Genomic DNA, 26,455 nt, shown 5'->3' on the forward strand with positions numbered 1-26,455 from the left:
ATCACCTCGTGCTCACGATCTGGGTCATGCCCTCGTCCTGGATCGCCTGGGGGGCGGGCTTGCGCGCGTCATGGCTCATCCGGACCAGGATCGCGATCAGGATCCAGTTGGCCATCAGCGACGAACCGCCCTGGGACAGGAACGGCGTCGTCAGACCGGTGAGCGGGATCAACCGGGTGACACCGCCGACGATCACGAACACCTGGAGGCCGAGGACGAACGAGACACCTCCGGCGAACAGCTTCAGGAACGGATCTCGCGCGGCGACGGCGGTCTTCATGCCTCTCTGCACGATCAACGCGTACACCAGCAGCAGCACCATCAACCCCGTCAGGCCGAGCTCCTCGCCCAGCGAGTCGAAGATGAAGTCGCTGAACGACAGCGGCGTCCGCCACGGCTCGCCCTGGCCGAGGCCGGTGCCGAGCACCCCGCCCTGCCCGAGCGCGAACAGGCCCTTCATCAGCTGCGCGCTGTCGGAGTACTCGCCGCCGAGCTCCGCGCACGCGCTGAAGCCCGGCGACAGGCTGCCCTTGGCCTTGAACTTCTTGTAGATGTCGGTGTCGGGGTTGACCGGGACGACCTTGCCGGTCTCCAGCAGGCAGCCGCCGTCGAAGTAGGGCTTCGGGTTCTGCCAGATGTCGATGCGCTGGTTGACGTGGCCCATGAACGGCAGCAGCGTCGCGACGAACACGCCCACCGCCAGCAGGCACATGCCGATCATCACCCACGACAGCCGCTGCGTCGCGATGTAGAGCATCGACACGAACAGGCCGAAGAACAGCAGCGCGGTCCCGAGGTCCTTCTGCATGAACAGCACGCCCAGGCAGAAGAACCAGATCACCAGGATCGGGCCCAGGTCGCGGGCGCGCGGCAGGCTGAACGGGCCGATCTTCTTTCCGATCAGCGACATGGCCTGCCGCTTGTTGACCAGGTAGCCCGCGAAGAACACGACCAGCAGCAGCTTGGCGAACTCGCCCGGCTGCACCGAGAACGGGCCGAGGGCGATCCACACCCGCGCGCCGTTGATCTCCGCGCCGATGCCGGGGACGATCGGCAGCAGCAACAGGATGATCGCGCCGAGGCCGATCAGGTAGGTGTAGCGCTGCGCGGTCTTCGGCGTGAACGACAGCGGCGCGTCCGGCTTGTCGGTGTCGCGCATGATCAGGATGGCGGCGACGAACAGCCCGATCCCGACGAACGTCCACATGAGCTGGCCGGGCGCGTCCGCCGCGTCCTTGAGCAGCTTCTTGCCCGCGGCGGCCGCGACCCTGTGGTCCTCACTGGTGTCGAGGTCGAGGCGGTAGATCATCGCCAGGCCGATGCCGTTCAGCGCGACCGACAGCGGCAGCAGCAGCGGGTCGGCGTACGGCGCGAACTTGGCCTGGACGAAGTAGGCGCCGAACGCCAGCACCACCAGCCCGCCGCCGTACAGGAACAGGCCCTTCGGGATGTAGCCGTCCCGGGCGAGCCCGACCTCCGCGAACGCCGACAGCGTCAGCACCATCGCGAAGATCAGCAACGCGAACGAGGCCGCGTTGCGTCGCTGGTACGGCAGATGCGCCCGGATCTGCGCCCCGATCGAACTCATCTAGGACTTCCCCCTGCCCGCGGGACAATCCTGAATGGTCGGGTTCGGCGTCTTGCACTCGTCCCGGCGGGCGCGCAGCTCGTTCAGCTTCGCGTCGGCGGCGGCCTGGCCGACGAACGCGAGCGTGCCCTTGGAGACCGCGGTCGCGTCCGAGCGCGGAAGCTCGGCGACCGGGAGGTCACTGGCCTTCGGCGTGCCCTGCGGGCAGTCGCGCTGCCCCTTGCCCTTCGCGACCGCGACCTTGTCGCCCTCGGCGACGAGGACGTACTTGCAAACGCTGTTCTTCAAATCGTTCAGGGCCGCCGGCCCCTTCACCGAGTAGGTGGCCTTCACCTGCTGCTGCAAGTTCTGCGGCAGATCGGCGACGGGGATCGGCGGGTTCGGCTGGTCCTTGGGTGCCGCCTTGCGGGACAGGTCGATCAGCGGGAACTCGTCCGTGGACCCCCGGTACAGGACGACCTGGCCGCCCTCTTCCCCTATGTAGTAGCCGTTCCGAACGGTCTGCACCAGATAGACACCACCCGCCGCCACCGCCACGACCACCACGCCCGCCGCGACCACCAGCCACGTCCACTTGCGCGCCCCGCCCCGCCTGGCCCGCCCCGGCGCGGCCTGCGCCATCGCCGGCTGCTGCGGGGGACCGGCCATCGGGTCGCCCATCGGCATCGGCGCGGGCGGGGGCATCTCGTCCACCGCGACGGGCGGCTGCGGCATCGTGTCGCGCAACTGCGCCGCGCGCCCCGCCGGGGTGTCGGCCGGGCCCGCGCCCGGGCCGCCGCCGCCCGGCGCCGCGTTCGCCGCCGCCCCCACCGCGTGCCCGGGGCCGCCCGTCGGCGGCTGCCGGCCGAGGTCGATCACGTCCGCGACCACGCAGGTGATGTTGTCGGGCCCGCCGCCCCGGTTCGCCAGGTCGATGAGCTGCCGGACGGCCTGCTCCGGGTCCGCGACGTCCGTCAGCACCTGGAAGATCGTCTCCGCCGTGACGACGCCGGACAGGCCGTCTGAGCACAGCAGGTACCGGTCGCCGACCTTCGCCTCGCGCAGCGACAGGTCGGGATCGACCTCGCCGCGGCCGTCCAGCGCCCGCAGCAGCAGGGAGCGCTGCGGGTGCGAGGCCGCCTCGTCGGGGCTGATGCGCCCCTCGTCCACGAGCGACTGCACCAGCGTGTGGTCGTGCGTGATCTGGAACAGGCTGCCGTCCCGCAGCAGGTACGCGCGGGAGTCCCCGATGTGCACCAGCGCGACCTGGTTGCCCGCCCATAGCATCGCCGTCAGCGTCGTACCCATGCCCTGGAGCGCGGGGTCGGACTCCACGATGCGGTGCAGGTTGTCGTTGGCCGTCTTGACCGTGTGCTCCAGCGCGGCCAGCAGCTCGGTCGCGGGGAGGTCCTTGTCCAGCCCCCGCAGCGCCTCGATCGCCGCCGCGCTCGCGATCTCCCCGCCGACGTGCCCGCCCATCCCGTCGGCCACCGCGAGCAGATGCGCGCCCGCGTACGCGGAGTCCTCGTTGCCCTCGCGCAGCATGCCGACGTCGGAGCGCGCGGCGTAGCGGATTCCCAGTGTCATTTGCGCAGCTCGATCACGGTCTTGCCGATACGGACCGGGACGCCGGGCGGCACCGGCATCGGCCGGCTCACCTTCGTGCGTCCGAGATATGTGCCATTGGTCGAGCCGAGATCTTCCACGATCCACTGACCGTCCTGCGCATAAAGTCGGGCATGCCGGCTCGAAGCGTAGTCGTCGGTCACCACGAGCGTGGCGTCATTGGCCCGGCCGATGGTAATGGGCACCCCCGTGAGGTCGATGACGGTGCCCGCCCGTTCGCCCTGGACGACCACCAGTTTCGTCGGGGCGCCATGCTGGGCGCTGCTGCGCTGCGGCGCGCGCTGCGCCTTGGACTGTTTCGCCGCCGCCTTCGCCGGACGGGGCGGCTGCGCGGCTCGCGAAGCCGCCTTGGCAGCCGCCTTCGAGCCGAACAGGTCGGCCCTGATCACGCCGACGGCCGCGATGACGAAGAGCCAGAGCACCGCGAGGAACGCCAGCTTGATCAGCGTGAGGGTGAATGGGGTCATCGGAGTCGGGGTTACTCCCTGTCGCGGCGGAAAACAAGCGTGGTGCGACCCATCGTGACGCGGGAGCCGTCGACCAGCGTCACCCGCCGGATCGGCTGCCCGTTCACGAACGAGCCGTTGGTCGACCCTAGATCCACGAGCACGATCTCGGGACCCTCTACGCGGATCTCGGCATGGTGCCGGGACACGCCGGGATCAACAAGACGCAGGTCACAGTCGGTACCGCGACCCAGAAGGGTGACCGGAGTGTTGATCTCATAAGTGCGCTGAGTGGTGTCGGAGCCCTCCACCGCCGTCGTCACCAGCAGCCGCGGATGCCCCCCGAAGGCACCCCCCCTGCCCCCCTGCGGCACGTCGCTCACCGGCTGGCGGATCTCCCCGCCCTCCACCGTCGAGCCCCTGATGACACCGGACCTGATGCGGAACATCCCCGTGGCGAGGTCGCCGGCGTTCTCGAACCGCACCCGCACCGGGCCCACGAAGGAGTACCCCTGCTCCTTCGCGTACTCGCGCGCGAGATTGGCCAGCTCCTGGCTCAGGCTGTCGGCGTAGACCTGCAACCGCTGCCCGTCCTGCTGAGAGATCTCGACGACGAAGTCGTTCGGAACCAGCGTGCGGCCCTGCGCCACGATCGCCGCCCGATCGTCCATCTCGCGCTGCACAGCACTGGCCACCTCGACCGGCTGGAGCTCCGACTTGAAGGCACGGGCGAAGGCCCCTTCGACCATGCCCTCGAGCCGTCGCTCGAAGCGCTGAATGACGCCCACGGGCACCTCCCTTCCCCACTGGTAGACGATCGTATCGGTGCGAAGGTTCGCTCGACGTATCTGGATACCTAACCACTGCTCAGCGCGTGCTAGCCTTTTCGAGCGCCCGGAGACGGGCACGCACCCACGGGCGGGTGGCGGAACGGCAGACGCGCACGGTTCAGGTCCGTGTGTCCGAAAGGATGTGAGGGTTCAAATCCCTCCTCGCCCACTCGGGGGCACAGACGAAAGTCGTAGCCCCACAGTGACGAAACGACCCCGGAGCTGGCAAGCTTCGGGGTCTTTGTCGTTACGGAGGCTGTGATCGCCGAAACCGAGGGGACAGGCACGCAGGAGAGCGCCTCGGCCCTTGGGTCTGGTTTGTGGTGGTGTGGCGGTGTGGTGAGCGCGGGGGCTTCAGGCTGCGGGCGGGGTGATGTGCCCGGTGGGTGTCCAGGTGCCCAGCGGCTTGGGTGTCTTGTATCGGGCCCGGCGGTGCGGCCGTCCGTCCGGGCCGGGGAGCGTGGCGAGCCAGGCGTTGATCTTGCGTTCGTTGGCGTGGGCCAGTTGGAAGGCCAGCAGAAGGCTTTGCGCGGCTACGCCGCGGACGCGTCGGTTGCCGCCGTGCTCGATGCCCTCGTGGGCGTCGGCCTTGGCGTAGCCGTTCATGCCTTCGACTGTGTTGCGGAGCCGTCCGTAGATCTTTTGCCATTCCGGACTGCCGTAGGCCCGCGGTTGCCAGTGCTTGGCGCCGTCCTCGATGGCGACGCTGATGCTGGTCTGCTGGCAGATCTTGGGTGGCCCTACAGGGCTGGGGATGGGGTCGACCAGGGGCAGGTGGGGGCCGGCGCCGAGGCCGGTGGGTTTGAGGGCGCATTGCGCACGGCAGGCGGTCGCGGGGCACATGAACCGCTGCTGGCCGTTGTCGTTGGGCTTGCCCTTGGGAGCCAGGGCGAATCGAGCGCGTGCCTCGATGCGGGTGCGCCAGGTCTGCTGGTCGATCGCTTTGGGATCGACCGGATGACGGCGGTGACCGATGGTGGCGTTGACGAGGTTCTCAGGCATCGAGGGGCAGTACCAGGTTCCCTCGACCAGGATGGTGCCGTGGATGCTGTCGATCTTCCCGAGCTGGTCGACGCGGTAGTCGTAGGTGGGCCGGTAGCCGAGCTTGCGCAAAGGGATCTGCCAGTCGGCGGCGATGGAGTTGTTGTAGGCGGCGTCGGCGGCCAGCTCTCCGGCCGGATGGCCTCGGCGCCGGATGTCGTCGAGGACAGCGATGCCGTTGGCGCCGGGGCTGTGCCCAGGCTTGTCGAGCATGAATCCCACGGTGAGTGCGGGAAGAGCTTCAGGGTCACCGCACCCGTTCGGCATGGGCTGCGGGTCGTGATGGGGGTTGCGGGCGACGGCCAGGGTGGCGTCGTACCCCCACAGCAGCTTGTTCGTGGTCCTGCGCCGACCGCGCGGTCGCGGCGCCGACGGTGTCAGGTCGGGGTCGCGGTGGTCGCCTTCACGGACGTAGTAGGCGGCATCGGGATCGGTGGAGGTGTAGTCCCTCTTGGCCGATACGCCTCTGGCGAAGGTTTCGACCGGGGTTGCATCGACGCCGACCGATCCGTCCCACAGTGTTGTCAGATGCTGCTCGACGGCGGCGAGCGAGGCCTCCAGGATGCGGTTGCTGATGCGGGTGAGGGTTTGACGATGCTGCTGCAGCAGCTGGGGGTCCGCGGCTGCGAAGTAGGCCTTGGCCTGCTCGACGGTCAGGTGCTTGTTCTTGGGCAGTGAAGAGGGATCCAGAGCGGCGACGATGGTGCGAAACAGACGAAGGATCACCGCGTAGGCGGCTTCGAACCCGTCGAGGTTGTCCGGCCGCTCCAGCAGCTTGAACCGGCGCCGCCAGTCCTCCGGGATCGCCCAGTGCAAGATGTCGGCGACCTGGTTGAAGAACACAGCGCCGTTGGCGTTCCGGCGCGAGCACAAGGTCATCCCGACCAGCAGACCTTGGACGGTGCAGAGGCGAGGTCGCCCTGTCGTCTTAGCGATCATGGCTTGAAGTTCGTCGGCGATGCCGCTGGCGTCGACGAACTCGGCTGCGCGTCGGACCCTCAAGTCGCTGAACTCGACTCGACCCTCCCGGATGCGGTGCCACCCGTGGCCCTTCGCAGGGTGTGTGAAACCGCCGGGCTGCTGAGTCCCGCCGCCAGTTGCGCGGAGTGTGGCGTCGGACACCGCTACGGCTCCAGGCCTCGCAGTTGCCGCTCCGCCTCGGCTGCGTCGGTGCGGGCGATGAAGGGACCAAAAAGCCCGATAAAGGAAGGGTTGCATCTGCACCATATGAGCTGTAAGAACAGCCCTACGCCGTCTCGGGCCTGCGGTTGTGACTGTCATGGGCTGTCCCGCAGCAACCGCGCCGCCTGCGAGGCCTCCATACGGCCGATGTGCGGCATGAGGCGAGACAAGCCGTGCAGCGCTCCCAGCCCGGCTGCGGCCACGATGACCGTCAGCGGTAGTCCGGCCTCGATCAGCTCCGCCAGCCAGGTGGCGCGTAGGCGACTCGTCTTGAGGGCCGGCGTTCCAGACACCGGATGGGAGCGGGACAGGAAGTTGGTGACGAGGTTGCCGCCGCGCCTACTGGCGCCAGGCCGGAAGAGGTGAGCATCTCGAACGTCTACACGGGCAGCCAGGTCGGTCAAGGTCGACTCCCACGGGCGACGGCACACCACCAGCCGCGAGCGCCTACCGCGCACCGCGACCACAGTCGGCTGATCGCGCGCGCCTGATCCCCCCACGCTCACGTCACCCGCTCGCAACGGAATGATTTCGTGAGAGCTCAGACCACAGCCGAGCCCAAGGCTGATCAGGACGGCCAAGTTGTCCCGCAGCTCATCCGTCGGCTGGCCGCAGGCCCACGTCCACAACGACACCTGCTCCGCCCGGGTGTAGGGGTAGGAAGTCGGAGAACTGGACAAGCGAGCAGGCGTGCCGGTGGCGCAATCGCCACCCAGCACTGCCTCGCGCAACCGCAGTAGCTTCGACCGGTAGTTGGCCCGGGAAGATTCGCCCAAGTGCGCGCAGCCCACCAAGACGAACCGCTCGATGTACTCGCGGGTGAGCCACAAGTCAGCTCGTATTGGTTGCCCCTCGGCATCGGCAAAGAGCGCCAGCTGGGACAATACCCCCATGAGCTCGCCCGCCGAATACCGCATGAGCGGCAACGCAGTCCGGACGACCTTGCGCACCTCGCCGGCCACCCGCCGCCAGCCCGGCGGGTTGTCGGCGGGCGTGTAGGAGGCGACCACGTCCTCCTGTCCGCTGACCTGCTTCGACACCATCTGCCGCCTTGATCGAGCGCCATGAACTGACGTTGATCAGCGTTGCCCAGCCCCCCGCCTGCTAATCCAATTGCAGGAAGGGTATTACGGACTCTTGGTCAGGGCAATTGAAGACGATTTGCCCCCCATTGCGTCCTTTGGTGAGCGTTCGGTGGTTTTGATGATTACCGGCAGAATGTGGAAGGAAAATTTCAAGGTCTCCGGGCGTATGAAGTCCGGCGTGAACTCAACCGGCAACAGATCAAGTGGCACGCTGTACGGTCGAGCGGGCGATGCGCCAATCGTTCTGCCGAGTGCCAGCCATGGTGGCGGCAAGTGCCGCGTTATCCTCGCCAATCTCGCTGCGAGCCAGGCCTGGTGACCTGTCGACTGCGACTCCATCGCCGCCATGCCAAGCCATGCGAGTCACCGTCTTCACCTACGTCACCACCTGGGCGGGGACGGCACGTCGCGTCGCCGTTGACGCATACGCCGGGAGATCATTAGGTAGCGGGCCGCCCGGCAGATGCGCACTGAGCTGGGCTTGAACGCCTTGGCGATGGCGCTGTGGACTCGGGCCTGCAAAGGCCACGGCGACATGGATGGTCTGGTGGCACACTCAGACGCAGGATCGCAGTACATCGATCCGCTACCTCTGCCGACTCGCCGACGCCAGAGCCGCACCATCGGTCGGGGTCGGTCGAAGACGCCTATGACAACGCTCTTGCCGAGACCATGACCGGGCAGTGCAGGACCGAACTGACTCACCAACACCGACCCTGTCGCACCCTGGACCATATCGAGCTCGCCACGCTAACTGGGTGGACTGGCACAACAACCGACGGCTTCACCATGCCTGCTCGACCGTCCGCCAGCCGAGTTCGAGGACTTGTACTACCGTGAGGTCACCTCAGCCGCCCCGGCTGGAGCCAACTAATCCAGCCTCCATCAAACTCGGGGCGGTTCACCTGTCAAGGAGCGGATCAGTTGGAGGTGCGACGCTAAGAATTGTCGGGTCCTGAAAGATCATTACAGTAAGATTCGCTAACGAAGACATAGAGCTCGTCGAGCGACAACTCCAACTCGGTAGCCAGGGCAGCAACCGTGAAGAATTCCGGCGTGGACGTGCGGCCCTTCTCGATACTTCGTACTGTCTCGACGGAGATCCCCGCGCCGCGAGCAACGGCTTCCGCTGAGCGTCCGGAGGCGCGTCGGACCTGCGTCAGACGAGAGGCCAGCGCCTGTCCGCGGCGCTGTGCAGCGGGATCTAGCCTCCTGCGTGACATGGGTATAATTATACCTGTATGATTACCTCATGATGGCGACTGCAGCGACCTCTTCCCTCAACTGGCCCGAAGATGTGCTGCGCCTGAACGCCATCTGCCCCTACTACACCATGTTTCCGCTGGACTTCCCCCTTCAGCAGCTTGCTGCCCGCCCGGAAACCACCCGGGTGCTAGACCCGTTCTGCGGGCGGGGCACAACCCTGTATGCCGCACGTCTGACCCGGTTGCCGTCCGTGGGCATCGACATCAATCCGGTGGCCGCAGCCATCGCTGAGGCCAAGCTCATACAGGTCACGCCCGGTTCCGTGGTCCGACTCGCTCGGCAGATCCTCAACAGTGGCTTAAGCGGCGAGATACCCGAGGGCGAGTTCTGGCGGTGGTGCTTCGAGCAGGAGACGCTGCGCGAGCTGGTGACCCTGCGCGCCGCACTGCTGGAGATGAACACTCCGACAGCAGCCATGCTGCGAGCGGTCCTGTTGGGCATCTTGCATGGTCCGCGCAACAAGGGTGTCCCGTCTTACCTGTCGAACCAGATGCCGCGCACATACGCCTCCAAGCCCGGCTATGCAGTGAAGTTCTGGACCAAACGCGAGATGGAGCCAGCGCGCGTCCCCGCCTTGGCAGCTATTGAGCGACGGGTCCAACGTCTTCTGGGCGCGGCGCCGCTTGCCCACGGCGGGAAGGTCTACCTGGGTGACTCTGTCGAGACCCTCAACCGCCTGAGACAGAAGTTCGATCTAGTGGTCACCTCACCTCCCTATTACGGCATGCGCACCTACGTGGCCGATCAGTGGCTGCGCTCATGGTTCCTCGGGAGTTCTCCCGAGGTCCCCTACGGCTCGCAAGGGCAGATCGCCCGCCAGCCGAATCAGAAGGCGTTCATCCAGGCTCTGGCCGAGGTATGGACCGCTACCGCCCGCCGCTGTCACCAGGGCGCCCGGCTAGCGATCCGGTTCGGCTCTCTACCCTCAGCCCGCACTGATCCAGAACAGATGCTCTTGGCCTCCGTGAAGGAGTCAAAGGCTGGGTGGGTGGTCAAGGAGGTCCGACAGGCTGGCACGCCGGCCAAACGGAACAGGCAGGCCGAGCAGTTCGGCAAGGCCGGCTCCGCCATCGACGAGATCGACCTCGTTGCGGAGCTGGTCGATCTGCCCCGTTAGGGCAGCAACCGGTCACTTTCCACAACTGCATAACACGCTGTCAGTGTCTCATGCAATCCTGTTAGGAGGCTGGACGAGTAACCGCTTGCCCATGGGGCAGTATGGGGAGAGGCATGTTTGACGCGGACCAGATCAAGCAGCTCAAGCAACTGATCGGCGATCAGGTCGAAGCTGGCCGCGAGGTGCTGGACAGGCTGGTCGAGCAGACCCGTGCCATCCGTTCCGAGGTCAGAGTGATCAAACCGCGGGCAGCGACGTCTGTCGCGCTGATGGCCTCCGACGGTGGAAATAACAAAGTCGCCTTCAACCCCTTCTATCTCCAAGTTATCCGCGTCGTGGACTCTAGCGGTAAGGAACTGTGCATGGAGGTGGTCTCCCCGATCACTGACATCACGGCTCTGAGTCGCCGTCAGTTCCACGAGGACGGCAGTCCACAGACCGCGCTGGGCAGGATGATGCACGGGCTGGGCGTACGATGGCTCCAAGATTTGTCGCCGATGATGTCCGGCAAGTCGCCCAGTTGGGTGCAGGTCTTCCGGGACCTGTGTGAGTGGGCCACGCTGTACGATCTGATCTGTCATCGCGATTACGCAGTTGACACCTTGATCGTCCGTGATGGACTGCTACGCAGCAAGATCTTCCACGGCGAGCTGTTCGTGAAGATGGGCGAGTTGATGTACGAGGCCATAGAACGAATCCGGTCTCGCGACCGGCGCAAGGTGTGGCTGGTCGGACTAGCAAAGAAGACTCAGGTCTTGGAGTACTATCGGCTGGCGATATCACTGTCCGGCGTTTTTGACAACGGTGCGGCCTGTTTTGCCAAGGTTCCCACAGAAATGCTAGACGAAGTGTACCTCTGGGACGAGTATACTCGGGACATCGAGGACGATTCTACGGGCGAGAAGCCGAAGTTCAACTTTGGATCCATGTACTTCGTCCGCTTCGGACCGCATTCCGGCGATCCTATTTGGACCGTGGACGTCATGTCCCGTCAGGACAGGGAAGTTCAGGCGATCTTCGGATACCTGCAGGCGGATGCGGTGGCCGGCTTTCCCATCCCGCTCTACCCTAACTGTATCCAGCAAGCCGACAACTTCTCCCGCGTCGCCGACCTAGACATGGACATCGTCGAAGATCAACTCGTCGATGCTGTCCGCGACCAAGTTGGCGAGGACAAGGCGCCGGTTATCGACGCCTTGCGGCTCGCCTCCGACGTCGCTGCCCGCCGCTACGAGTAACACCCCATCCTTCCCGGTCCGCATTCTGTGGAGCAAGAACCGACATGAGCCTGTTCGAGCGCGACAAAGTCGTCGGCACCTTCCGTGGCTTCTCCGAAAGTGGCATGGAGTTTCATGCGGACCTTGTGCTGCCGCACCACGACGACTTCCAGACCATGGCGATGCACGGCCAGTTCGTCCTCGTCCAGCTCGAACACGAGCGTGAGGCCATTCTAGGGCGGATCACCACCATCTCCTCCCAAGGTCGCCTGGTGTCCCCTATCGGCGAGGACTACGCCACCCGCGCGGTCCGCGACCAGCGGCCCATCCCCGACGAGCTGCGCGAGCGCTACCTGAAGTACAAGGTTGACATTCGTATTCTTGGCGTCCTTCGAATGGAGGGAGACAAGCACATCTTCGTCCCGAGTCACCGGCGTCTCCCCCATGTCGGCGCCCAAGTCGCGCTCCTGGGCGACGACCTGCTCGCCGAGGTCGTCAACGCCAAAGACACCACCGACGGCGCGGTTCCCATCGGCTACCTTGCCTTCGGTGAGTTCGTCTATGCTGGTAATGACAGCCGGGTAGGCGATACCTCATGGATGCAGATCCAACAGCCAGCGATCATGCCGACTTTTCAGATCGATAAGCTTGTAGCACGCCGCAGTTTTGTCTTTGCTCGCGCTGGCTTCGGCAAGTCGAACTTGGTCAAGTTGCTCTTCTCCGCTCTATATCAAGGCCAGCCCAGCGTCCCACGACGCTCTGGCAGCGCTCCTGTCGGCACGGTTATCTTCGACCCGGATGGAGAGTACTTTTGGCCCGACTTCAAGGGCCGTCCCGCCCTGTGTGACGTGCCGCACTTGCGCGACAAGCTCGTCGTCTTTACCAACCGCCAGGGACCCAGTGACTTCTACCAGTCCTTCGTCGTCAACGGCGTCAAACTGAACATCAAGGAACTCCAGGCATCGCGAGTGCTAGGCATCGCCCTGCCGCCGGAAAAGCAGGACCAGCAGAACGTCGTCAAACTTAAGTCTCTCGAAGCACCCAGGTGGGGGCAGCTCGTCGATCTGATCCACCGCGAGAAGTACAGTGCGGACCGCTCCCAGGTCCAGCAGATCCTTAATCTCGAGCCCAGCCAAGAGGCCGAAACTAACGCGGCGATCGGCAACATGACCCGCGTTGTCAACGCACTCCACGATCCCGACAGCCAACTCCTGAGTGCTCTGAAGAACTGCCTGTCGCAAGGCAAGCTCTGCGTGGTGGATATCTCTCAAATGCGTGGTTCCCAGGGACTCCAACTCGCTGGCGTGATTCTCGGTGACATCTTTGAACACAACCAAAACCAATTCACTGAGGCCGATCCGAAGTCGATTCCCACCATCGCCGTAATCGAAGAAGCCCAGTCCGTTCTCGGCGGCTCCAGCCAGAGCGAAGACGGGCCTTTCGTATCCTGGGTCAAGGAAGGTCGCAAGTACGATCTCGGCGCCCTGCTCATCACACAGCAGCCAGGCAGCCTGCCGCAGGAGCTTCTCAGCCAGGGGGATAACTTCTTCGTCTTCCACCTGCTCTCCCAGGGTGACCTGATTTCCCTAAAGAAGGCCAACGCCCACTTCTCTGAGGATCTCCTGGCCACCCTGCTCAACGAACCACTCGTCGGCAATGGCATCTATTGGTCCAGCGCCCCTGGAACCGACCGCCATTCGCGCCCCTACCCCGTCCCCGTGCGCGTCCTCAGTTTCGAAGACTCGTACGCGATGGCCGACCCCGACTACTCGACCGAGGCCCCCGACAATTTTGCTACTCAGACCAAGGCCGCCGTTGAAGAACGCCGTTCCGAAGCGAGAGCCGCCACCGCAAGCCTCGCAGCCAGCCATCCCCCCGAAGACGCCAGCAAGGCGACTGGAGAAAGTCACGCAGCAGACGACAGCGCCATCGCGATCGTTCATCTTCGAGACAAGCCTGAGTTTCATAAAATGATCAATAGTCCTCGCGGCATCAAGTGGGGACGTGTCGGCCATCTGCTGGCCGAGAAGGCGCCCGCGCATGCGAAGCGCGACGGATCCGCCGACCAATGGGGCATGAGGCTAGTCAAACAGGCACTGGACCAACTGTATCCAGGACAGTGGGACACTATAACTCGAGAAGACGAGAGGAGTCCAGGTAGGACCCCCAAGTTCATCATGCTCAAGAAGTACGTTCCGAAGGCAGAAGTGGAGGAGGAGCAAAAGACAGACGAGAAAAGGAGTGATGTGCAGTTCCAGAGTGATGTGCAGGTCGAGATCGCTCAGGTTGAGGACGTCCCTCCCTTCTAAAGTTGTACCCACAGAGGAGAAGGGAGATGGCTATCAGTAACCGCAGCACCGCTATCTCCGTCCGAGGACGGTCTCCTGCAGGCGTTTTCACACATCCTGCTTGCCCCTCACGTCTCCGATGGCCTGGGGCGATTCAGCGCGCTCCAGGGAACCGTCCAGCAGTGGGTAGCGACTGCGGTGACCTGCGACCCTCCCGCCACGCGTGGGAGGGGTGCCCGCCCCGGTGGGCCGCCACCGATGTCCGGTCTTGCAGCCGATGCCGACCTGGCGGTTCCCCTCACCTGTATCGACTTCGGGCAGGGCACGTGGACGCTTAGATCCGACCTCGTCGCGTTCCTGAGTGCGGCAGTCCAGCAGCGATATTCGATCGCCGAGTTACGGTACTGCCATTCGGTGATCGTCTAACTGTCAACACCCGGCAGGCCACCGCCGCCATCGACCCCGCCACTGCGATCTCGGGCCGATGCCACTGCCGCGATACCGTGGCGGGCCCGAGCAGGACACGTCAAGGTTCAATTGCCACGTCCCAACACCGAGCGCATGATCATGACACACTGGGCGACCTCTTCGTCGATCTCTTCACGTGGGTAGGCCACGTGGAGGTTCATCTGGTGATCCTTGGTGCGGACGCGTTTAGTCCATGCCTCGCTCATCTGCGTGCCAGCCTGGTGTTTCACCGCCCTGACTAGCCGCGTGTAGGCCATGGCGGCCTGGGGTTCTTCGATGCGCATCCAGGCTTGGTAGAAGGCGATACGGGACTGGATTTTGCTGATGTCCTCGGTGAGTTGGACTCGGGCCTCAGGGCTGCCGGAGCGACGCCGGACGCGGTACGGCAGCTCGGCGTAATCCTCAACCGCCGACAGGGCTTCCGCGAATGTCTTGGCCAGCCGTTCGCGTCGGGCGGTCCGTTGGGTGAGCCCGTACCCGACGACGGCAACGATCACGGCACCGACGATCGCGATGGTGGCGGCCAGGAGTGCCGCCGTCTGGGCCCATGTCCATCCCGCCTGCACCGCAGTACCCGCCATGGAATGCATGGTGACCGATGATCCTCATCGGTACCACTTTTGCGGGAGTGGTCCGGTAGATGCGGCGCCTCGGCTCCGGGCCACTCGCCCGTCAGACGCCACCATTCCTCGCGCATCAGGTGGGCGACGATATGTCCGAGCAGCACGGCCGGTCCGTCGGGCCGGGTCCACTGTTGGTCGGTCGGGTCGTACGGAAACCACATGCAGAGCGCACCGTCGTCGTAGCGGTGGGGAGACTCTGCCGGCCCGTCGGAGTAGACGTAGGGCAGATCGGACATCGCGCGCCCGAAGGCGATCACGATGTTCTGCTTGGGGATGTCCTCGAGGTCGAGGCGAAGGATCAGGGCGTAACCCCCGCGGTGCCGCTGTGGTGGACGGGTAGTTCGAACTGGGAAACCACAGGCGGCAAGTCGATGTTGAAAGAGGATGCGTGGGGCTGGCCTGGCATACCAGGCCAGTCTTCCTTGACCGCAGCCCCTGCTCACTTGTGGATTCCCTGGGCGCCGTATGCCCGAGTCGGGCGCACCAGCCTGTCGGGACCACCCAGGCCCAGCGCAGTGGTGGTCACGGGTAGACCCCGCCGCAAGGAGGCGACTTTGTTCGCCAGCCCGGTGGGTGCGGGGTCGTCCAGGTACTTGAAGAACATGCGTGAGAGCGCGGACAGCGCCGCCTGCCGATCGTCGTCATGTTCCAGAGCCTCGGTGACTGCTGTGGACGCCGTCCGAAGGCGCCGGGCGGCGGTGGCGGGCGGGATCAGCAGTTGCACGTCCTTCGATACTCCTGCCGGGTCCTTGGTCGCCCGTCCCGATGCGACTCGCGCGGTGGCCTCGGACAGCACGATGCTCAGTGCAGTGGCCACTCCCATGCCCGGCTCGACGAACTCCCAAGCCCAGACGCTGAGGTTGTGCGAGGAGAACCCGGGCTGGCCGTACTGCTTGTTCCACGCCTTGAGGAGGCGGATCACGCGTCGACGGGTCCGACGCAGCGACTGACTGCCTGAGGTGAACAGCTCGACGTGGCGCTCTGGGTGGGAGGCCTCCCAGGAGTCGTTCTCCAGGTTGGGGATCCATAGGCCTTCGCCGTCGCGACGCGTGAGCGCGACGACCAAGTCCACGGTCGGGTCCTGGCCATCCACCGGCTGACCGAAGAACATCTTGGGACCGCGCTTGGAGGTGCCGCAGTGTGCCTTGGGATAGACCTCGCGGACGGCCGGGCCGAGGAGAGAGCAAAGATCCCCAGTGATCTCCTTCGGTGTTTCGCCGCCACCGTCAGGTCCGAGTTTCGGGTAGGCGCGACGGTCCAGAACGAGCCCGCCATCACCGTCGCCGATCGGATGGATGAAGGTGTTCTGCGGCATCGAGCCGCTTGCGTACGTCCGCAGCGCGCCTGAAAAGCCGATCGCTTTGGAGCGGACCAGCTTCAGCCGGTTCCGCACCTCGGCCAGCGGTTCGCGGTGGGCGTCTACCCGACTGCGAACGTCGTTGAGGATGTCTTCGGTGTGTCCCATGGTTCCTCCAGTGGGTTGGTGTTGCATGAAAGGTGCAACGTGACTTCAGTGGTGGCTAGCATGACAGGTGATGGGTGTTGCACGCAAGTTGCACCGCGAAGACGTAAGATGGCGGCATGACCTCCGCGCCCGATCCTGAGTTCCGTCAGGAGGAGATCCCGGTCGAAGCCGAACGGCTGGCCATCGATGAGCTCGGCAGGATGCTGAAGGAACGCAGGGGTGCCCTGTCGATCCGCAAGGCAGCCGCTGAGGCAGGTGTGAGTTTCAGTACCTGGTCCAGAGTGGAGTCAGGCTCTCAGCCCGATTTGGCCACCTTCACGCGGCTGTGTACCTGGCTGGGCGTCTCGCCGTCGCGGTTCTTCAACCCCATCAGCGAGCGGACCACCTCACCGCTTGATCAGGCGATCAGTCACCTGCGAACCGACCCGCGCCTTACACCGGATGCGTCGGAGAAGATCAGCGCCATGCTGCGCGGGATGTACGACGCACTCGCCCAGGATGTCACCCCGCGCCGCTCCCCTGTTGCGTGTCATCTTCGAGCCAGTTCGGTGCTGCGGCCCGGCGTACCAGAGCGGCTGGCAACAGTCCTGAACGACATGCATGACGAACTCGTCCGTAAGATCGAGATCGGGGAGCTGTGACCCTTCCTCGTGGCTTCAAGGCGAACGCCGAACGCGAAGCCGTCCGACTCCGCAATGAGATGGGCCTTCCCCCCAACGCCCCGATCAGCATTCACGTCCTCGCGGAACATCTAGGCATCGCTGTGGTAAGTGGCGAGCAACTAGGCGCCCTGGAGGCGCTGGAAGAGTTGGAACGGATGCAGGCCTACGCCTTCTCCGCGGCAACCTTCCACGTAAAGGGCAAGAACTACGTCGTCACCAACCCGCTGCGCACAGCGGGTCGTCTGGCCAGCGACGTCGCTCACGAGGTCGCCCACCTTCTGCTCCGCCACGAACTCACCGAGATCCGCGAGGTGGGCGGCATCCCCTTCCGCACCTGCATGCCCGAGCAAGAAGAACAGGCCACCGCGATGGGCGGCACCCTCCTCCTCCCACGACCACTCCTGATGACGGCAGTATCCCGCGGCATGAACCCGAGCCAGATCGCCGACGCCTACGGCGTGACCAACGAAATGGCACGGTTCCGGTACAACACCACCGGAGTCGTGAAACAACTTAGCCGCCGGGGCTGAGCACTGCTCTGGAGGATCGACCGCGCTCGCTCCACACCATAAAAAATGATCTCTCTAGCGTGGAATCTGGGACTGGCGAAGGCGGTGTTGTTGCTGGTCAAAAGGGGCGGGATGAGGATCAGACGGTGGAATTGCTCATCCCGCCCCTGCGCGCTACCAGAGGTGTTCAGCGGCCTTTGCGGGTCTGACGGGTGATGGCTCGGCCTTCGTCCAGAGTGAGCGGGCCGGAGCTTTCCGGCGGCGACGTCCCGAGGGACGTCGCCAGTGTGCGTCCGTGCAGGTCGAGGGCCGCTTCGGTGAGGTCTGTGAGTTCGGCCAAGGTAGACCGGGCGCGCGTCCAGCCGGTGAGGGCCACGGCGAGCGCGATGATCGCGCCCGGCCACCACCACACCGTCAGCACCGCGTAGGGAATCGCCCAGGCGAAGGTGACGACGGTAGCGGCGAACTGGCCGTGCGCGGCGGACAGGTCGGCGCGCACTGGTTCGGGCAGGACCAGCCACAGCCGCGGCCACGCGAACGCCAGGTCCAGGGAGTAGCGGTTCAGCGCGACCTGCTCGACGGCCGCGACCCGGTCGCCCATCCAGGTGGGACGCGCGGGTGGGGCGAGGGCAATCCGGTTGGCCCGGTCGGCGGCGGCGTCGATCGCGGCCTGCTGCGCGGGCGTCCGGCCAGCGGCGGGGTGGTCGCGTTGCAGGGCCTGACGCGTTTCGACGTGCGCGTTCCAGCGGCGGGTCCGGGCCGTGGAGAGCCGGTCGCGCAGCCCGTGTAGGCCGCGCGGCCACAGTCCGAGCCAGATCGCGCGGATGGGCGGGGTGAGTGCCTGGACGACGATCCCGATCCCGCACGAGGCGAGCAGCAGCCCGACGGCGAAGAGTATCTGCGCCGGGAGGGCTAACCTGCCCTGGCTTGTGCCGAGTGCGATGACCTCCTTGCGGAGTAGCGCCAAGTCGAGCGCGTGGGCCCAGCCGAGTCGCACCCCGGCCCACGCGACGGCGACGAACAGCAGGCCGGGTACGGCGAGCAGCGCCACCCAGCGTTCGGCGAGCTTCTTGGCCAGTTCGCCGAAGAAGGCGTTCACATCGTCATCTCGGGGCCATCAGCAGGCCGGTGATGCCGCAGCGCGGGAACGGACCTGCGGGGACGCCGGGGGCGGTGCGGTCACAGGCCCCGTCGGGACAGCCGAAGACCTCCTCGTCGGCTCGTCCGGGTCCGCCGCCGGGAAGGCCGGACCCGGGTCCGCGCGTCGTCCCGGACGGGTCACCGCCGATGAGGTCGGCGAGGAGCGCGCGGATGGGACGCCGGGCGCGGGCCTCGGCCTCGATGCGGGACAGCAGCCGCTGTTCCGGCTCGTCCGTGCAATGATCGCGAAGCGCGGGCAGATCGTCGCAGAGGGCGCCGAGCGCCCACCGTTCGCCGGATTCGTCGGCTTCTTCGTCCACGACCGAGAACGCTATCTGACGCATGGTTGCCAAGTAGCCGTTTTTCCCCGATATGGGTGCCGGTCGTGGTTAGGATCGCGGCGTGAGCGGCGAAAAGTTCTGGGACTTCGTCCTGGGTGAAGATCACTTCCCGGCCATGCAGTGGGTTCTGCGCGATCATGGCTCGTTCGACGGCCCCGTCCATATCCAGGTCGGCGAACTCGAATCCGGCGGCTGGTATGTGCGGCATCAGGGCTTCGGCGTCCGCAGGTTCCCCGACCGGCGCGCTGCGCGGCGCGCGGTTCAGGCGCAGATGCGGCGGCACGAAGGGCGGTGGGAGGAAGTGCCCGCTGACCCCGAGCCGTTTCGCCTGCTCTGCGGCGCGGACGGCTCCCGGATTCTTTATGACACGGGCGATCCCTGCCTCTACGAATGCTGGGGCGAACTTAAGGACGCCATCTGGGACGAGCTCTGGGCCGCGATCAGCTCCGGGAAGACATTACGCCGGACGGAGGCGCACGCCCTTCTCGGAGGCGAGATAGAAGTGACGCGATATGTCGACCCGAAGGACGGCGTCCCGAGGTTCGCCGTCGTCGTGGCCCTCGACGCGGGCGGCGACTACCGGGTCGTCGACTTTCCCGACGAGGACGCGGCCGTTCACCTGTATGAGGAGGTCGTCCGCTCCAAGGAGGACCGTGAACTACCCTATCGCGCCACAGACCTCGACGAAGTCCCCTATCAGGCGCCGATCACGGGACGTCCGGAGGTGCCCGAGGGTCTCACCGCCCTTCCCGACGGGTCGATCATTTCCAGTGACGAGGCCGAAGAATGGCGTTACCTGTATGGACAGCCCCGCTTCGACTGGCCGCTGACGCCGGACGCGCCGAACCCGCCGAGCCCAGTGCGCGCCATTACCGGAGAGCCGCGGGACTGGCTGCCCACCGAAGCGGAAGTGCGCGACGTCACCCCGTCCGCGTGGACGGAGGGCGCAGGGGACGGCGAGCCGGCGTTGAGAGCGCTGTCCCTCGCCGTCCTGCCTGATGGCCGGACCGTCCTCGCCTCCGGCCACGACGACGGCGCCCACCTGTGGAACCTGCGGGACGGCGGGATCGCCCGCTCCTTCTCCGGCCACGCCGAGTGGGTGCTGGACGTCGCGCTGGCCGTGATCGGCGACGGGTCGGTGGTGCTTGCGACCGCGGGCAAGGAAGGCCAGGTCCGAGCCTGGTCGACCGGGGACGGCACGGTCCTCCAGGAGATCGACGACCATCGGCGGGCGGTCAACGCGGTGGCCTGGGTGTGCCCGCCGCGCGATGTCCCGTGGCTGATCTCCGGCAGCGACGACGGGACGGTCCGGGTGTGGTCGGTGGAGTACGCCAGGGAGCGTGCGCGATTCGAGGTGGGGCCGCCGGGCGTCGATGTGGTCTGGTCGGTCGCCGGGACGGTGCTGGCTGACGGGCAGGTCTGCGTCGCCGCCGCCTCGGACGACTCGACGCGTTCGGCCGTCCACGTCTGGGACGTCGAGACCGAGACGAAGACGCACGAGTTCGTCATGGAGCACACACCGACGTTGATGGTGCCGAAGGTGGCGCTGGCCACGTTGTCCGACGGCTCGTTCCGGGTCGCGGCGGCCGCCGGACCTACGGTGCGCGTCTGGGACGGGCTCACCGGCGACGTCATCCGGACCTTCCCCATCGAGGAGACCGGCTCCGCCGCCGTCGCGCTCGCCGTCCTGCCGGACCTGCGCGTCGCCGTCGCCGCCGCGAACGGACCGGCCACCCTGGTCTGGGACACCGAGTCGGGCGCCGAGCTCGCCCGCGTCGACCACGGGAGGCACGGCCTGCACCATGCCGTCGAACTGGCGGCGCGGCCCGGCGGGGGGCTGGTGCTGGCGGCGGCGCACGCCGACGACCGCCCCGCGCGCGTTCTGCGGCTGAATCCGCGCTGGTAACGGGCCGACCGGATGCCTTTGGACGATGTGTCCGCCAAGCTCGCGGACCTGCTGGGAGAGTACTCAGCGACCGGGGACGAGCCGCTGCTCCTCGGCGCCGAGGCCGACGGATACGCGTCGGCGCTGTGGCGAACCGTCCGGGCCGTCGACACGGCGACCGCGTCCTCCACGCTGATCGAGTCGTTCGTCACGGCGAGCGTCACGCTGGCGGTGCTGTATTGCCAGCGGTACCTGTGCCGCGCCCCCGGGAGCCCGGCGGGAACCGCCGACCTGGCGCGCGCCGTGGTGGCCGCCGCACCCCTCGCGGCCGACCGCCGCCGCGTCCCGCCGCCGCTGCGTCCGCTGCTCGGCCCTGAGTCCGACGACGGCGCGCAGGCCGACACTGCGCGGGCCCTACTGCGCTCGCCGGGGCGGGAACCGGCGCTGCTCGACGCCGCGATCGTCCTCTTAGCCACGGCCGTGAACCGCAGGCCCGCGGACGTCTCCCGGCAGGCGGCGCTCTGCCTCGCGCTCCGGCGCCGCCACGAGCGGGACGGCTCCCGCGCCGACCTGGAGCGGGCCGTCGCCGCTGGTGAGAGCGCCGCTGCGGGGCGGGCCACCGCAGGGCCCGAATCCGACGCGTGGACGTCGCTCGCGTCCGCCTACCTGTGCCGGTTCCGGCTGCGCGGGGAGCTCGACGACCTCCGGCGGAGCATCCGGCTGTTCGAACGGGTTCCAGACCCGGACGCAGAACCGCCCGTCCTCGCCGATCTCGGCGCCGCCTACCGGCTCCTGTTCGAACACAGTGGCGACCCTGAGCACCTCGACGCCGCCGTCCGCCGGAGCGAACGCGCCCTCGCCGCCGCCGGGGACCACGCCCGCCCGGCGTGGCGGTCCGAGCTGAGCACGGCGCTGTTACGCCGGCACGAGCGGACCGGTTCGCGCGCCGACCTCGATCGCGCCGCCGACCTCGCCGAGCAGGTCGTCGCGACGGCGCCCTCGGACGATCCCGATCGGGGCGTGTACCTGGCCTCCGCCGCAGATGCCGTGCTGCTCCGGCACCGCCGCGGCGGCGACCCGCGGCATCTCGATCGGGCAGTCGCGCTCGCCGACGAGGCCCTCGAAACGCTCCCGGAGGACGACCCGCGCCGCACGGACGTCCTGCGCGGCTTTGCCGACGCCCTGCACCGGCGCTCGATCGCCACCGGCTCCCTGGACGACCTGGACCGCGCCGCCACGTCGGCCGCCTGGGCGCGGGCCGCGCTCCCCGACGGGCATCCAGCGCGAGGCGCGACGACCGCCCGGCTCGCCGCCGTCCACTTGACGCGCTACACGCGCACGGGCGTGCTCGCCGACCTCGACCGGGCCGTCGAGCTGGGGGAGGAGAGCCTGACAGCGCCCGGGAACGCGCCGGAGCGGCGGTCGATGCTCGGCGAGGCGTACCGGCTGCGGTACGGCGTCGGCGCCTCGGACGCCGACCTCCAGTGGGCGATCCACCATGGCCAACAGGCCGTCGACGCCACCGCGCAGGACGACTTCGCACTGCCCGGGCGCCTCGCCAGGCTCGCCGCCGCGCACTGGACCCGGCACCGGAGCACCGGCGACCCGACCGACCTCGACCGGGCGATCGCCCTCGGCGGCGAGGCCGTCGACCTGACGCCCGCCGACGACGCCGACCTGCCCGGACGGCTCGCCGACCTCGCCGCCGCGCACCTGGCCCGGCTCCGCGCCACCGGCTCCCCGGCCGACCTCGCCGCGGCCGTCGACCGCGCCGAACGGGCCTGGCTCGGCCTCCCTCCGGGCCATCCGGACCGGCCGCGAGCGGCCGCCGGGCTGTGCCGCGCGTACCAGGCGCGGGTGGACGGCGGCGGCGCGTCCCCGTCCGCGGCGCGGCTCCGCGACTTGGCGGGGATGGGCGACGATCAGGAGACCGCCTCGCCCGCCGACCGCGTGGCGGCCCGGCACGCCGCTGGCCTGCTCGCTCAGGCTGGCGGAGCCGACCGCCTCGCGGTGGAACTCCTGGACGCGGCCGCCGCGCTGTTGCCGTCGGTGGCACCGCGCGAAGCGGGCTGGTCCGACCAGCAACACCGGATCGGCGAACACGCGGGGCTGGTCGCCGCTGGTGTCGCCACGCACTGCGCCTGCGGCGACCCGGCGGGCGCCATCGAGTTCGCCGAACTCGGCCGGGGCGTGCTCCTCGCCGCGCAGGCCGGCACCCGCGTCGGCGTGGCCGACCTCCGCGACCGCGACCCCCGGCTCGCCGACCGGTTCCAATGGGTGTGCGAACGGCTCGGCACTCCCGGGTTCGGCGCCGCCGAACGCCGCCGCTGGTGGGACGACCACGACTCGCTGCTACGCCGGATCCGCGCCCTTCCCGGCCTGGCGCGTTTCCTGGCGGCGCCGCGGCTGGACGACCTGCGCGCGGCCCCTGCCGGCGGCACCGCGGTCCTGCTCAACGCGGGCCGGGATCGCGGCGACGCCGTCCTCGTCCGGCCCGAGGGGCCGCCCGTCCACGTGCCTCTGCCCGAGCTCCGGGAGGGAGTCGTGGCCGATCAGGTCACGGCGCTTCTCGCGGCGCTCTCCAGCAGACGGTCCCTGAGCGGCGTGATGATCCTGCGACGGACCGTCCGGGACGTCCTGGCCTGGCTGTGGCGCACCGCCGTCGGCCCCGTCGCGGACGTGCTCGGCCCACCCGGGCTGGAACCGCATCGGGTCTGGTGGCTGCCGACTGGCGCGCTGGGCCTGCTACCGCTGCACGCCGCCGAGGAACCCGGGAGCCCAGGGGCCCTGGACGTCATGGTCTCCTCGTTCGTGCCATCCCTGCGGGCACTGCGGGACGCCCGGCAGCGCCCGTCCACCGCCCGTCGGGAAACGCTGACCGTCGTGCTCGCGCAGACTCCCGGCCACGCCGACCTGCGCGAGACGGACGCGGAGGCGCGCCTCCTCGACGGGCCGTCGCTGACGGACGCGCAGGCCACGGCAAATAACGTTCTCAACGCCCTCGGCGATGCCACATGGGCGCACTTCGCCTGCCACGCCGTCGCGGACCCCGTGTCACCGGCCGCCGGCGGCCTCCTACTCCACGACCGGATGCTGACTCTCCCTGAGCTCGGGGGCCTGCGGCTGCCCGAAGCGGAGCTGGCGTACCTGTCGGCGTGCTCGACCGCCGGGCACGGTGTCCGCTACGCCGACGAGGTTCTGCATCTGGCGTCGGCGTTCCAACTCGCCGGGTTCCGACACGTCGTGGCCAGCCTCTGGCCCCTCGTCGACACCGCCGCCGCCGAGGCCGCGACCGCCTTCTACGCGGCGCTACCCGGAACTCCGGTTGCCGATGCGGCGGCGTCCGTTCTTCGGGAGGTCACCCTCGGCCTGCGCGCCCGGCATCGGACGCAGCCGGAACTCTGGGCGCCTCTCGTCCACAGCGGCCCCTGAGTCTCTCGGCCTAGCCGGGGAAGTTGAGACTCGGGGGCGCTTGACGGGGGACCGCCGCGGAAGGTCGTCGGCCAGGGCGGGCACGATCACGGCGAGCCGCCGTCGAACCCGGCGAGCGCCGCACCGGCGGCGACCGGGTCGGCACGGCCGTCACGGGACTGCTCTTCAGGGTGTTGCTGCGGTCGTTGAAATGTTGCCGTCGGCGAGGGGCACCTCGGGGCCGGGCGTGCCGGTGGATAGACGGTCGCCGCGCAAGGTCGTAGCCGCGTCCGATGTCGCTGATGTTCTTCAGCACCTAGATGGTAAGGGCGGGGGGTGTCCAGCAAGTCGACCATCGCTGATCGCAACGCGGCGGTGGACGGGTTGGGACGTCCCAGCATGGATCAGGCACGGCTCCGAGCCTGCACTCACGTGCCGACCGGCGGATGTAGAGTGGAAGATGATCTTGTTTGACGTGGAATTCGCGCTGGGAGACCCCAGGACCCTGCTGGTCAGCGGGTTTCGTCGGTGGCCCACTCGGAGTTGGGAGTGGTGTGTCCACGGAGGGCGTGGACCTGCCACTCCTTCGTCATGTTTACCCGGGGGACGACCCCCGGACCCCCGATGTGGGGGGCTTCGCCCCCGAGTCAACCTGTCGCGCCAGAGGGGCGCGTGAGGTCTGACGAAGGGGCTCCTGAGCAGGGTCCACTTCGTAGGGTCACCTCTAGGGATCAGGATTCGTCGGACGGAGTCTCCGGGGGGTGGCTCCCCGCTGTGGCTCCCCCCGACGGGGCGGGGGCCCCTGGTGAGCGTCCGGGCTCGCTGCCAAGGCTCCTCTTGGCGTCTGCCAAGGTCTTAGCCGCCGAGTCGTGCAAGAGCCGCTCCGCTGAGCGCCGAGTGACCTGACATCCCCGGCGACAGGGAACTAATTCCCATATAACGAGCTTCCCTGAAAGGGTCCAGTAGTTAAACTGTGAACTTTCGGGGATGTTAGGCATAGTCGTAAGAACGTCTTTGATGCAAGCAAGCCGCTTCGCGTCTGGATAATGCTTGACGACGTCGTCTACCAGGGCACGGGTAGCGTCCTCTGGATCGGGAAATTTGTTTATAGCGAAAAACTGGTGGACGTCCAAGATTAGGCCATCCGTGCCGTTGATCAAGGCGCAAGTTACCCGGATGAAATGCCAGTGCCTCATTTACGAACGCTCCTGGAACGGTGTGCGCCGGTTCCGCTCCAAGCGTGTACGAGCTGGCTGGAGCGGAACCGTCGATGTGCCTAGGATGGGCTTCGGTCGGTCACCTGACTCGCTGAAGCCTCCAAGAAACGCCGCGCCATTGCTGATGGGTCAGGTAGAGAATCTGTCCGGTCGGGTCGGACGAATCCCGCAAGGCCACGAAGTCCGGGCCTCCTGCCATCTCGATGCATCCTGGCTGGCGCATCCCATCGCAGTGTGACGATCTCTGGAACATCATTTCTTCCTTCCTGTTGATTTCCTCTTTGGGGAGCAGCGGACACGCGCAAGCGAAGGCCACGTAGGATCTCGCGCCAACCCGACATGAGCTGTATCCACGATCAAGCACGGCCATCGCCGCAGCGTAGCCAGGGTTCCTGGTGGCCTGACCATCGGAGGTGAGCAGGTTTCGCAGTCGCCGCATTGCGGTTGCCCGGTCATGTCGCTCTGGGAAGATCTCCCAGTTGCCAAGTCGCGACGTGCCCACGTGCCAATGGTCGCCGTTCTCCGGAAGAGTGACCATCAGAACTTCAATTCAAACCAAACATTGCAGCCCGAGTGATCAAGGTGAAATCCCCAATCATCCGACAGTTGGGCGACAATGACGAGTCCGCGCCCGGTTTCGTCGTCGGGGTCCTCGATAACGGTGGGCCTGTTGCTCTCTGAGCCGTCATCGATGACTTCGACTCGAATTCGGTCATCCAGTTCAATCAGGACGAGTGAAACGAGCCCACTTGTGGCCTGAGATGCAGAATGCGTGATCGCATTAGCGATCGTTTCCGAGACGCAGTGCTCGGCACGCTCGATTAGTTCTTGAGATTTGCCTCGAAGACGGCGACGGGTTGCCGCGCGTGCCCGACTTACCTCTTCCGCGTCGCAGCGAAATTGGATCTCTGTCAACTTCGGCGTGCCGGTAGACATTTCAGTCACCCCTTGGCTTAACGCTCGATGCGCTCCCGACGGTCCTTGCGGCTTGGTTCGAGGTGTCCAGGGTCACGGGTTCAGTGGAGACCGGCTAGTAAGTGACAACGCTCTGACGTACTCTCAGGTCATG

The 26,455-nt window shown here is 66.9% G+C and carries 22 protein-coding genes and 1 tRNA gene; 9 read left to right on the forward strand and 14 right to left on the reverse strand.

The window, feature by feature from the left end; translation table 11 throughout:
• Window position 1: 1 nt before the first annotated feature.
• The 4 genes from K2F47_RS36260 to K2F47_RS36275 are packed head-to-tail and all read right to left on the reverse strand — an operon-like array spanning window position 2 to window position 4,427.
• Window positions 2–1,588 (reverse strand): FtsW/RodA/SpoVE family cell cycle protein, encoded by a 1,587-nt coding sequence (locus K2F47_RS36260; RefSeq protein ID WP_242910724.1) that lies wholly within the window; start codon window positions 1,586–1,588, stop codon window positions 2–4.
• Window positions 1,589–3,154 carry a Stp1/IreP family PP2C-type Ser/Thr phosphatase gene (locus K2F47_RS36265; RefSeq protein ID WP_242910725.1) on the reverse strand — a complete coding sequence of 522 codons (1,566 nt, stop codon included), beginning with the start codon at window positions 3,152–3,154 and terminating at the stop codon, window positions 1,589–1,591.
• Window positions 3,151–3,660, reverse strand: a complete 510-nt coding sequence (locus K2F47_RS36270) for an FHA domain-containing protein FhaB/FipA (RefSeq protein ID WP_242910727.1) — start codon at window positions 3,658–3,660, stop codon at window positions 3,151–3,153. Before K2F47_RS36270 ends, K2F47_RS36265 begins: the two co-directional genes overlap by 4 nt.
• Window positions 3,661–3,671: 11 nt before the next feature.
• Window positions 3,672–4,427, reverse strand: a complete 756-nt coding sequence (locus K2F47_RS36275; protein ID WP_067451055.1) for an FHA domain-containing protein — start codon at window positions 4,425–4,427, stop codon at window positions 3,672–3,674.
• Between the two features lie 128 nt (window positions 4,428–4,555).
• On the opposite strand from K2F47_RS36275, the gene K2F47_RS36280 reads away from it, so the two are divergent.
• Window positions 4,556–4,638 (forward strand) — tRNA-Leu (locus K2F47_RS36280).
• A 185-nt stretch (window positions 4,639–4,823) separates the two neighbouring features.
• Here K2F47_RS36280 and K2F47_RS36285 read toward each other — a convergent pair.
• Together K2F47_RS36285 and K2F47_RS36290 are read right to left on the reverse strand one after the other, a co-directional pair.
• The gene (locus tag K2F47_RS36285) at window positions 4,824–6,632 is read right to left on the reverse strand and encodes a hypothetical protein (RefSeq protein ID WP_242910729.1); all 1,809 of its coding nucleotides are present in this window, start codon (window positions 6,630–6,632) and stop codon (window positions 4,824–4,826) included.
• 155 nt (window positions 6,633–6,787) lie between these two features.
• Window positions 6,788–7,735, reverse strand: a complete 948-nt coding sequence (locus K2F47_RS36290) for a hypothetical protein (RefSeq protein ID WP_242910730.1) — start codon at window positions 7,733–7,735, stop codon at window positions 6,788–6,790.
• A 94-nt stretch (window positions 7,736–7,829) separates the two neighbouring features.
• Here K2F47_RS36290 and K2F47_RS36295 point away from each other — a divergent pair, with 94 nt between their 5' ends.
• A complete protein-coding gene (locus K2F47_RS36295; protein ID WP_242910731.1) occupies window positions 7,830–8,096 on the forward strand; it encodes a hypothetical protein in 267 nt (88 codons plus the stop codon).
• A 619-nt stretch (window positions 8,097–8,715) separates the two neighbouring features.
• On the opposite strand, the gene K2F47_RS36300 is transcribed toward K2F47_RS36295, so the two are convergent.
• The gene (locus tag K2F47_RS36300) at window positions 8,716–9,000 is read right to left on the reverse strand and encodes a helix-turn-helix domain-containing protein (RefSeq protein ID WP_242910732.1); all 285 of its coding nucleotides are present in this window, start codon (window positions 8,998–9,000) and stop codon (window positions 8,716–8,718) included.
• A gap of 29 nt (window positions 9,001–9,029) precedes the next feature.
• Here K2F47_RS36300 and K2F47_RS36305 point away from each other — a divergent pair, with 29 nt between their 5' ends.
• The 3 genes from K2F47_RS36305 to K2F47_RS36315 all read left to right on the forward strand — a co-directional run bounded on the left by K2F47_RS36305 (window position 9,030) and on the right by K2F47_RS36315 (window position 13,686).
• The gene (locus tag K2F47_RS36305) at window positions 9,030–10,160 is read left to right on the forward strand and encodes a hypothetical protein (RefSeq protein ID WP_242910733.1); all 1,131 of its coding nucleotides are present in this window, start codon (window positions 9,030–9,032) and stop codon (window positions 10,158–10,160) included.
• Between the two features lie 113 nt (window positions 10,161–10,273).
• Complete coding sequence (locus K2F47_RS36310) at window positions 10,274–11,398, forward strand: hypothetical protein (RefSeq protein WP_242910734.1); 1,125 nt, start codon at window positions 10,274–10,276, stop codon at window positions 11,396–11,398.
• 44 nt (window positions 11,399–11,442) lie between these two features.
• Window positions 11,443–13,686: an ATP-binding protein gene (locus K2F47_RS36315; RefSeq protein WP_242910735.1), complete on the forward strand. Its 2,244-nt coding sequence runs from the start codon at window positions 11,443–11,445 to the stop codon at window positions 13,684–13,686.
• A 512-nt stretch (window positions 13,687–14,198) separates the two neighbouring features.
• Here K2F47_RS36315 and K2F47_RS36320 read toward each other — a convergent pair.
• The 3 genes from K2F47_RS36320 to K2F47_RS36325 form a co-directional block, all read right to left on the reverse strand.
• A complete protein-coding gene (locus K2F47_RS36320; RefSeq protein WP_242910737.1) occupies window positions 14,199–14,714 on the reverse strand; it encodes a hypothetical protein in 516 nt (171 codons plus the stop codon).
• Window positions 14,627–14,992, reverse strand: a complete 366-nt coding sequence (locus K2F47_RS41945; RefSeq protein WP_504913526.1) for a type II CBASS E2 protein — start codon at window positions 14,990–14,992, stop codon at window positions 14,627–14,629. Before K2F47_RS41945 ends, K2F47_RS36320 begins: the two co-directional genes overlap by 88 nt.
• A 203-nt stretch (window positions 14,993–15,195) precedes the next feature.
• Window positions 15,196–16,221 (reverse strand): nucleotidyltransferase family protein, encoded by a 1,026-nt coding sequence (locus K2F47_RS36325; protein WP_242910739.1) that lies wholly within the window; start codon window positions 16,219–16,221, stop codon window positions 15,196–15,198.
• Window positions 16,222–16,337: 116 nt separating this feature from the next.
• Here K2F47_RS36325 and K2F47_RS36330 point away from each other — a divergent pair, with 116 nt between their 5' ends.
• Complete coding sequence (locus K2F47_RS36330; RefSeq protein ID WP_242910740.1) at window positions 16,338–16,862, forward strand: helix-turn-helix domain-containing protein; 525 nt, start codon at window positions 16,338–16,340, stop codon at window positions 16,860–16,862.
• Entirely contained in the window at window positions 16,859–17,413 is a 555-nt protein-coding gene (locus K2F47_RS36335; RefSeq protein ID WP_242910741.1) for an ImmA/IrrE family metallo-endopeptidase, read from the forward strand. The genes K2F47_RS36330 and K2F47_RS36335 overlap by 4 nt, the downstream gene beginning before the upstream one ends.
• Window positions 17,414–17,579: 166 nt before the next feature.
• On the opposite strand, the gene K2F47_RS36340 is transcribed toward K2F47_RS36335, so the two are convergent.
• The gene (locus tag K2F47_RS36340; protein ID WP_242910742.1) at window positions 17,580–18,491 is read right to left on the reverse strand and encodes a hypothetical protein; all 912 of its coding nucleotides are present in this window, start codon (window positions 18,489–18,491) and stop codon (window positions 17,580–17,582) included.
• Window positions 18,492–18,495: 4 nt separating this feature from the next.
• On the reverse strand, window positions 18,496–18,852 hold the full coding sequence (locus K2F47_RS36345) for a hypothetical protein (RefSeq protein ID WP_242910743.1): 357 nt from the start codon (window positions 18,850–18,852) through the stop codon (window positions 18,496–18,498).
• 82 nt (window positions 18,853–18,934) lie between these two features.
• Here K2F47_RS36345 and K2F47_RS36350 point away from each other — a divergent pair, with 82 nt between their 5' ends.
• A complete protein-coding gene (locus K2F47_RS36350; RefSeq protein ID WP_242910744.1) occupies window positions 18,935–20,779 on the forward strand; it encodes a WD40 repeat domain-containing protein in 1,845 nt (614 codons plus the stop codon).
• Between the two features lie 12 nt (window positions 20,780–20,791).
• A complete protein-coding gene (locus K2F47_RS36355; RefSeq protein WP_242910745.1) occupies window positions 20,792–24,190 on the forward strand; it encodes a CHAT domain-containing protein in 3,399 nt (1,132 codons plus the stop codon).
• A gap of 1,275 nt (window positions 24,191–25,465) precedes the next feature.
• On the opposite strand, the gene K2F47_RS41865 is transcribed toward K2F47_RS36355, so the two are convergent.
• Both K2F47_RS41865 and K2F47_RS36360 read right to left on the reverse strand, forming a co-directional pair.
• Window positions 25,466–25,924 (reverse strand): DUF397 domain-containing protein, encoded by a 459-nt coding sequence (locus K2F47_RS41865; protein WP_372490977.1) that lies wholly within the window; start codon window positions 25,922–25,924, stop codon window positions 25,466–25,468.
• Window positions 25,924–26,322, reverse strand: a complete 399-nt coding sequence (locus K2F47_RS36360) for an ATP-binding protein (protein ID WP_242910747.1) — start codon at window positions 26,320–26,322, stop codon at window positions 25,924–25,926. The genes K2F47_RS41865 and K2F47_RS36360 overlap by 1 nt, the downstream gene beginning before the upstream one ends.
• Window positions 26,323–26,455 lie beyond the last annotated feature (133 nt).

This window comes from Actinomadura terrae, assembly GCF_022751215.1.
In the GTDB taxonomy this organism is placed as follows: Bacteria; Actinomycetota; Actinomycetes; order Streptosporangiales; family Streptosporangiaceae; genus Spirillospora; species Spirillospora terrae.

Coding starts and splice junctions, on each gene's coding strand:
- K2F47_RS36330 (WP_242910740.1), top strand. CDS start 16,338: ATGACCTCCGCGCCCGATCCTGAGTTCCGTCAGGAGGAGATCCCGGTC.
- K2F47_RS36325 (WP_242910739.1), bottom strand. CDS start 16,221: ATGGGACACACCGAAGACATCCTCAACGACGTTCGCAGTCGGGTAGAC.
- K2F47_RS36305 (WP_242910733.1), top strand. CDS start 9,030: ATGATGGCGACTGCAGCGACCTCTTCCCTCAACTGGCCCGAAGATGTG.
- K2F47_RS36300 (WP_242910732.1), bottom strand. CDS start 9,000: ATGTCACGCAGGAGGCTAGATCCCGCTGCACAGCGCCGCGGACAGGCG.
- K2F47_RS36270 (WP_242910727.1), bottom strand. CDS start 3,660: ATGACCCCATTCACCCTCACGCTGATCAAGCTGGCGTTCCTCGCGGTG.
- K2F47_RS36360 (WP_242910747.1), bottom strand. CDS start 26,322: ATGTCTACCGGCACGCCGAAGTTGACAGAGATCCAATTTCGCTGCGAC.
- K2F47_RS41865 (WP_372490977.1), bottom strand. CDS start 25,924: ATGGTCACTCTTCCGGAGAACGGCGACCATTGGCACGTGGGCACGTCG.
- K2F47_RS36320 (WP_242910737.1), bottom strand. CDS start 14,714: ATGGCGGGTACTGCGGTGCAGGCGGGATGGACATGGGCCCAGACGGCG.
- K2F47_RS36290 (WP_242910730.1), bottom strand. CDS start 7,735: ATGGTGTCGAAGCAGGTCAGCGGACAGGAGGACGTGGTCGCCTCCTAC.
- K2F47_RS36265 (WP_242910725.1), bottom strand. CDS start 3,154: ATGACACTGGGAATCCGCTACGCCGCGCGCTCCGACGTCGGCATGCTG.
- K2F47_RS36355 (WP_242910745.1), top strand. CDS start 20,792: ATGCCTTTGGACGATGTGTCCGCCAAGCTCGCGGACCTGCTGGGAGAG.
- K2F47_RS36260 (WP_242910724.1), bottom strand. CDS start 1,588: ATGAGTTCGATCGGGGCGCAGATCCGGGCGCATCTGCCGTACCAGCGA.
- K2F47_RS36310 (WP_242910734.1), top strand. CDS start 10,274: ATGTTTGACGCGGACCAGATCAAGCAGCTCAAGCAACTGATCGGCGAT.
- K2F47_RS36315 (WP_242910735.1), top strand. CDS start 11,443: ATGAGCCTGTTCGAGCGCGACAAAGTCGTCGGCACCTTCCGTGGCTTC.
- K2F47_RS41945 (WP_504913526.1), bottom strand. CDS start 14,992: ATGTCCGATCTGCCCTACGTCTACTCCGACGGGCCGGCAGAGTCTCCC.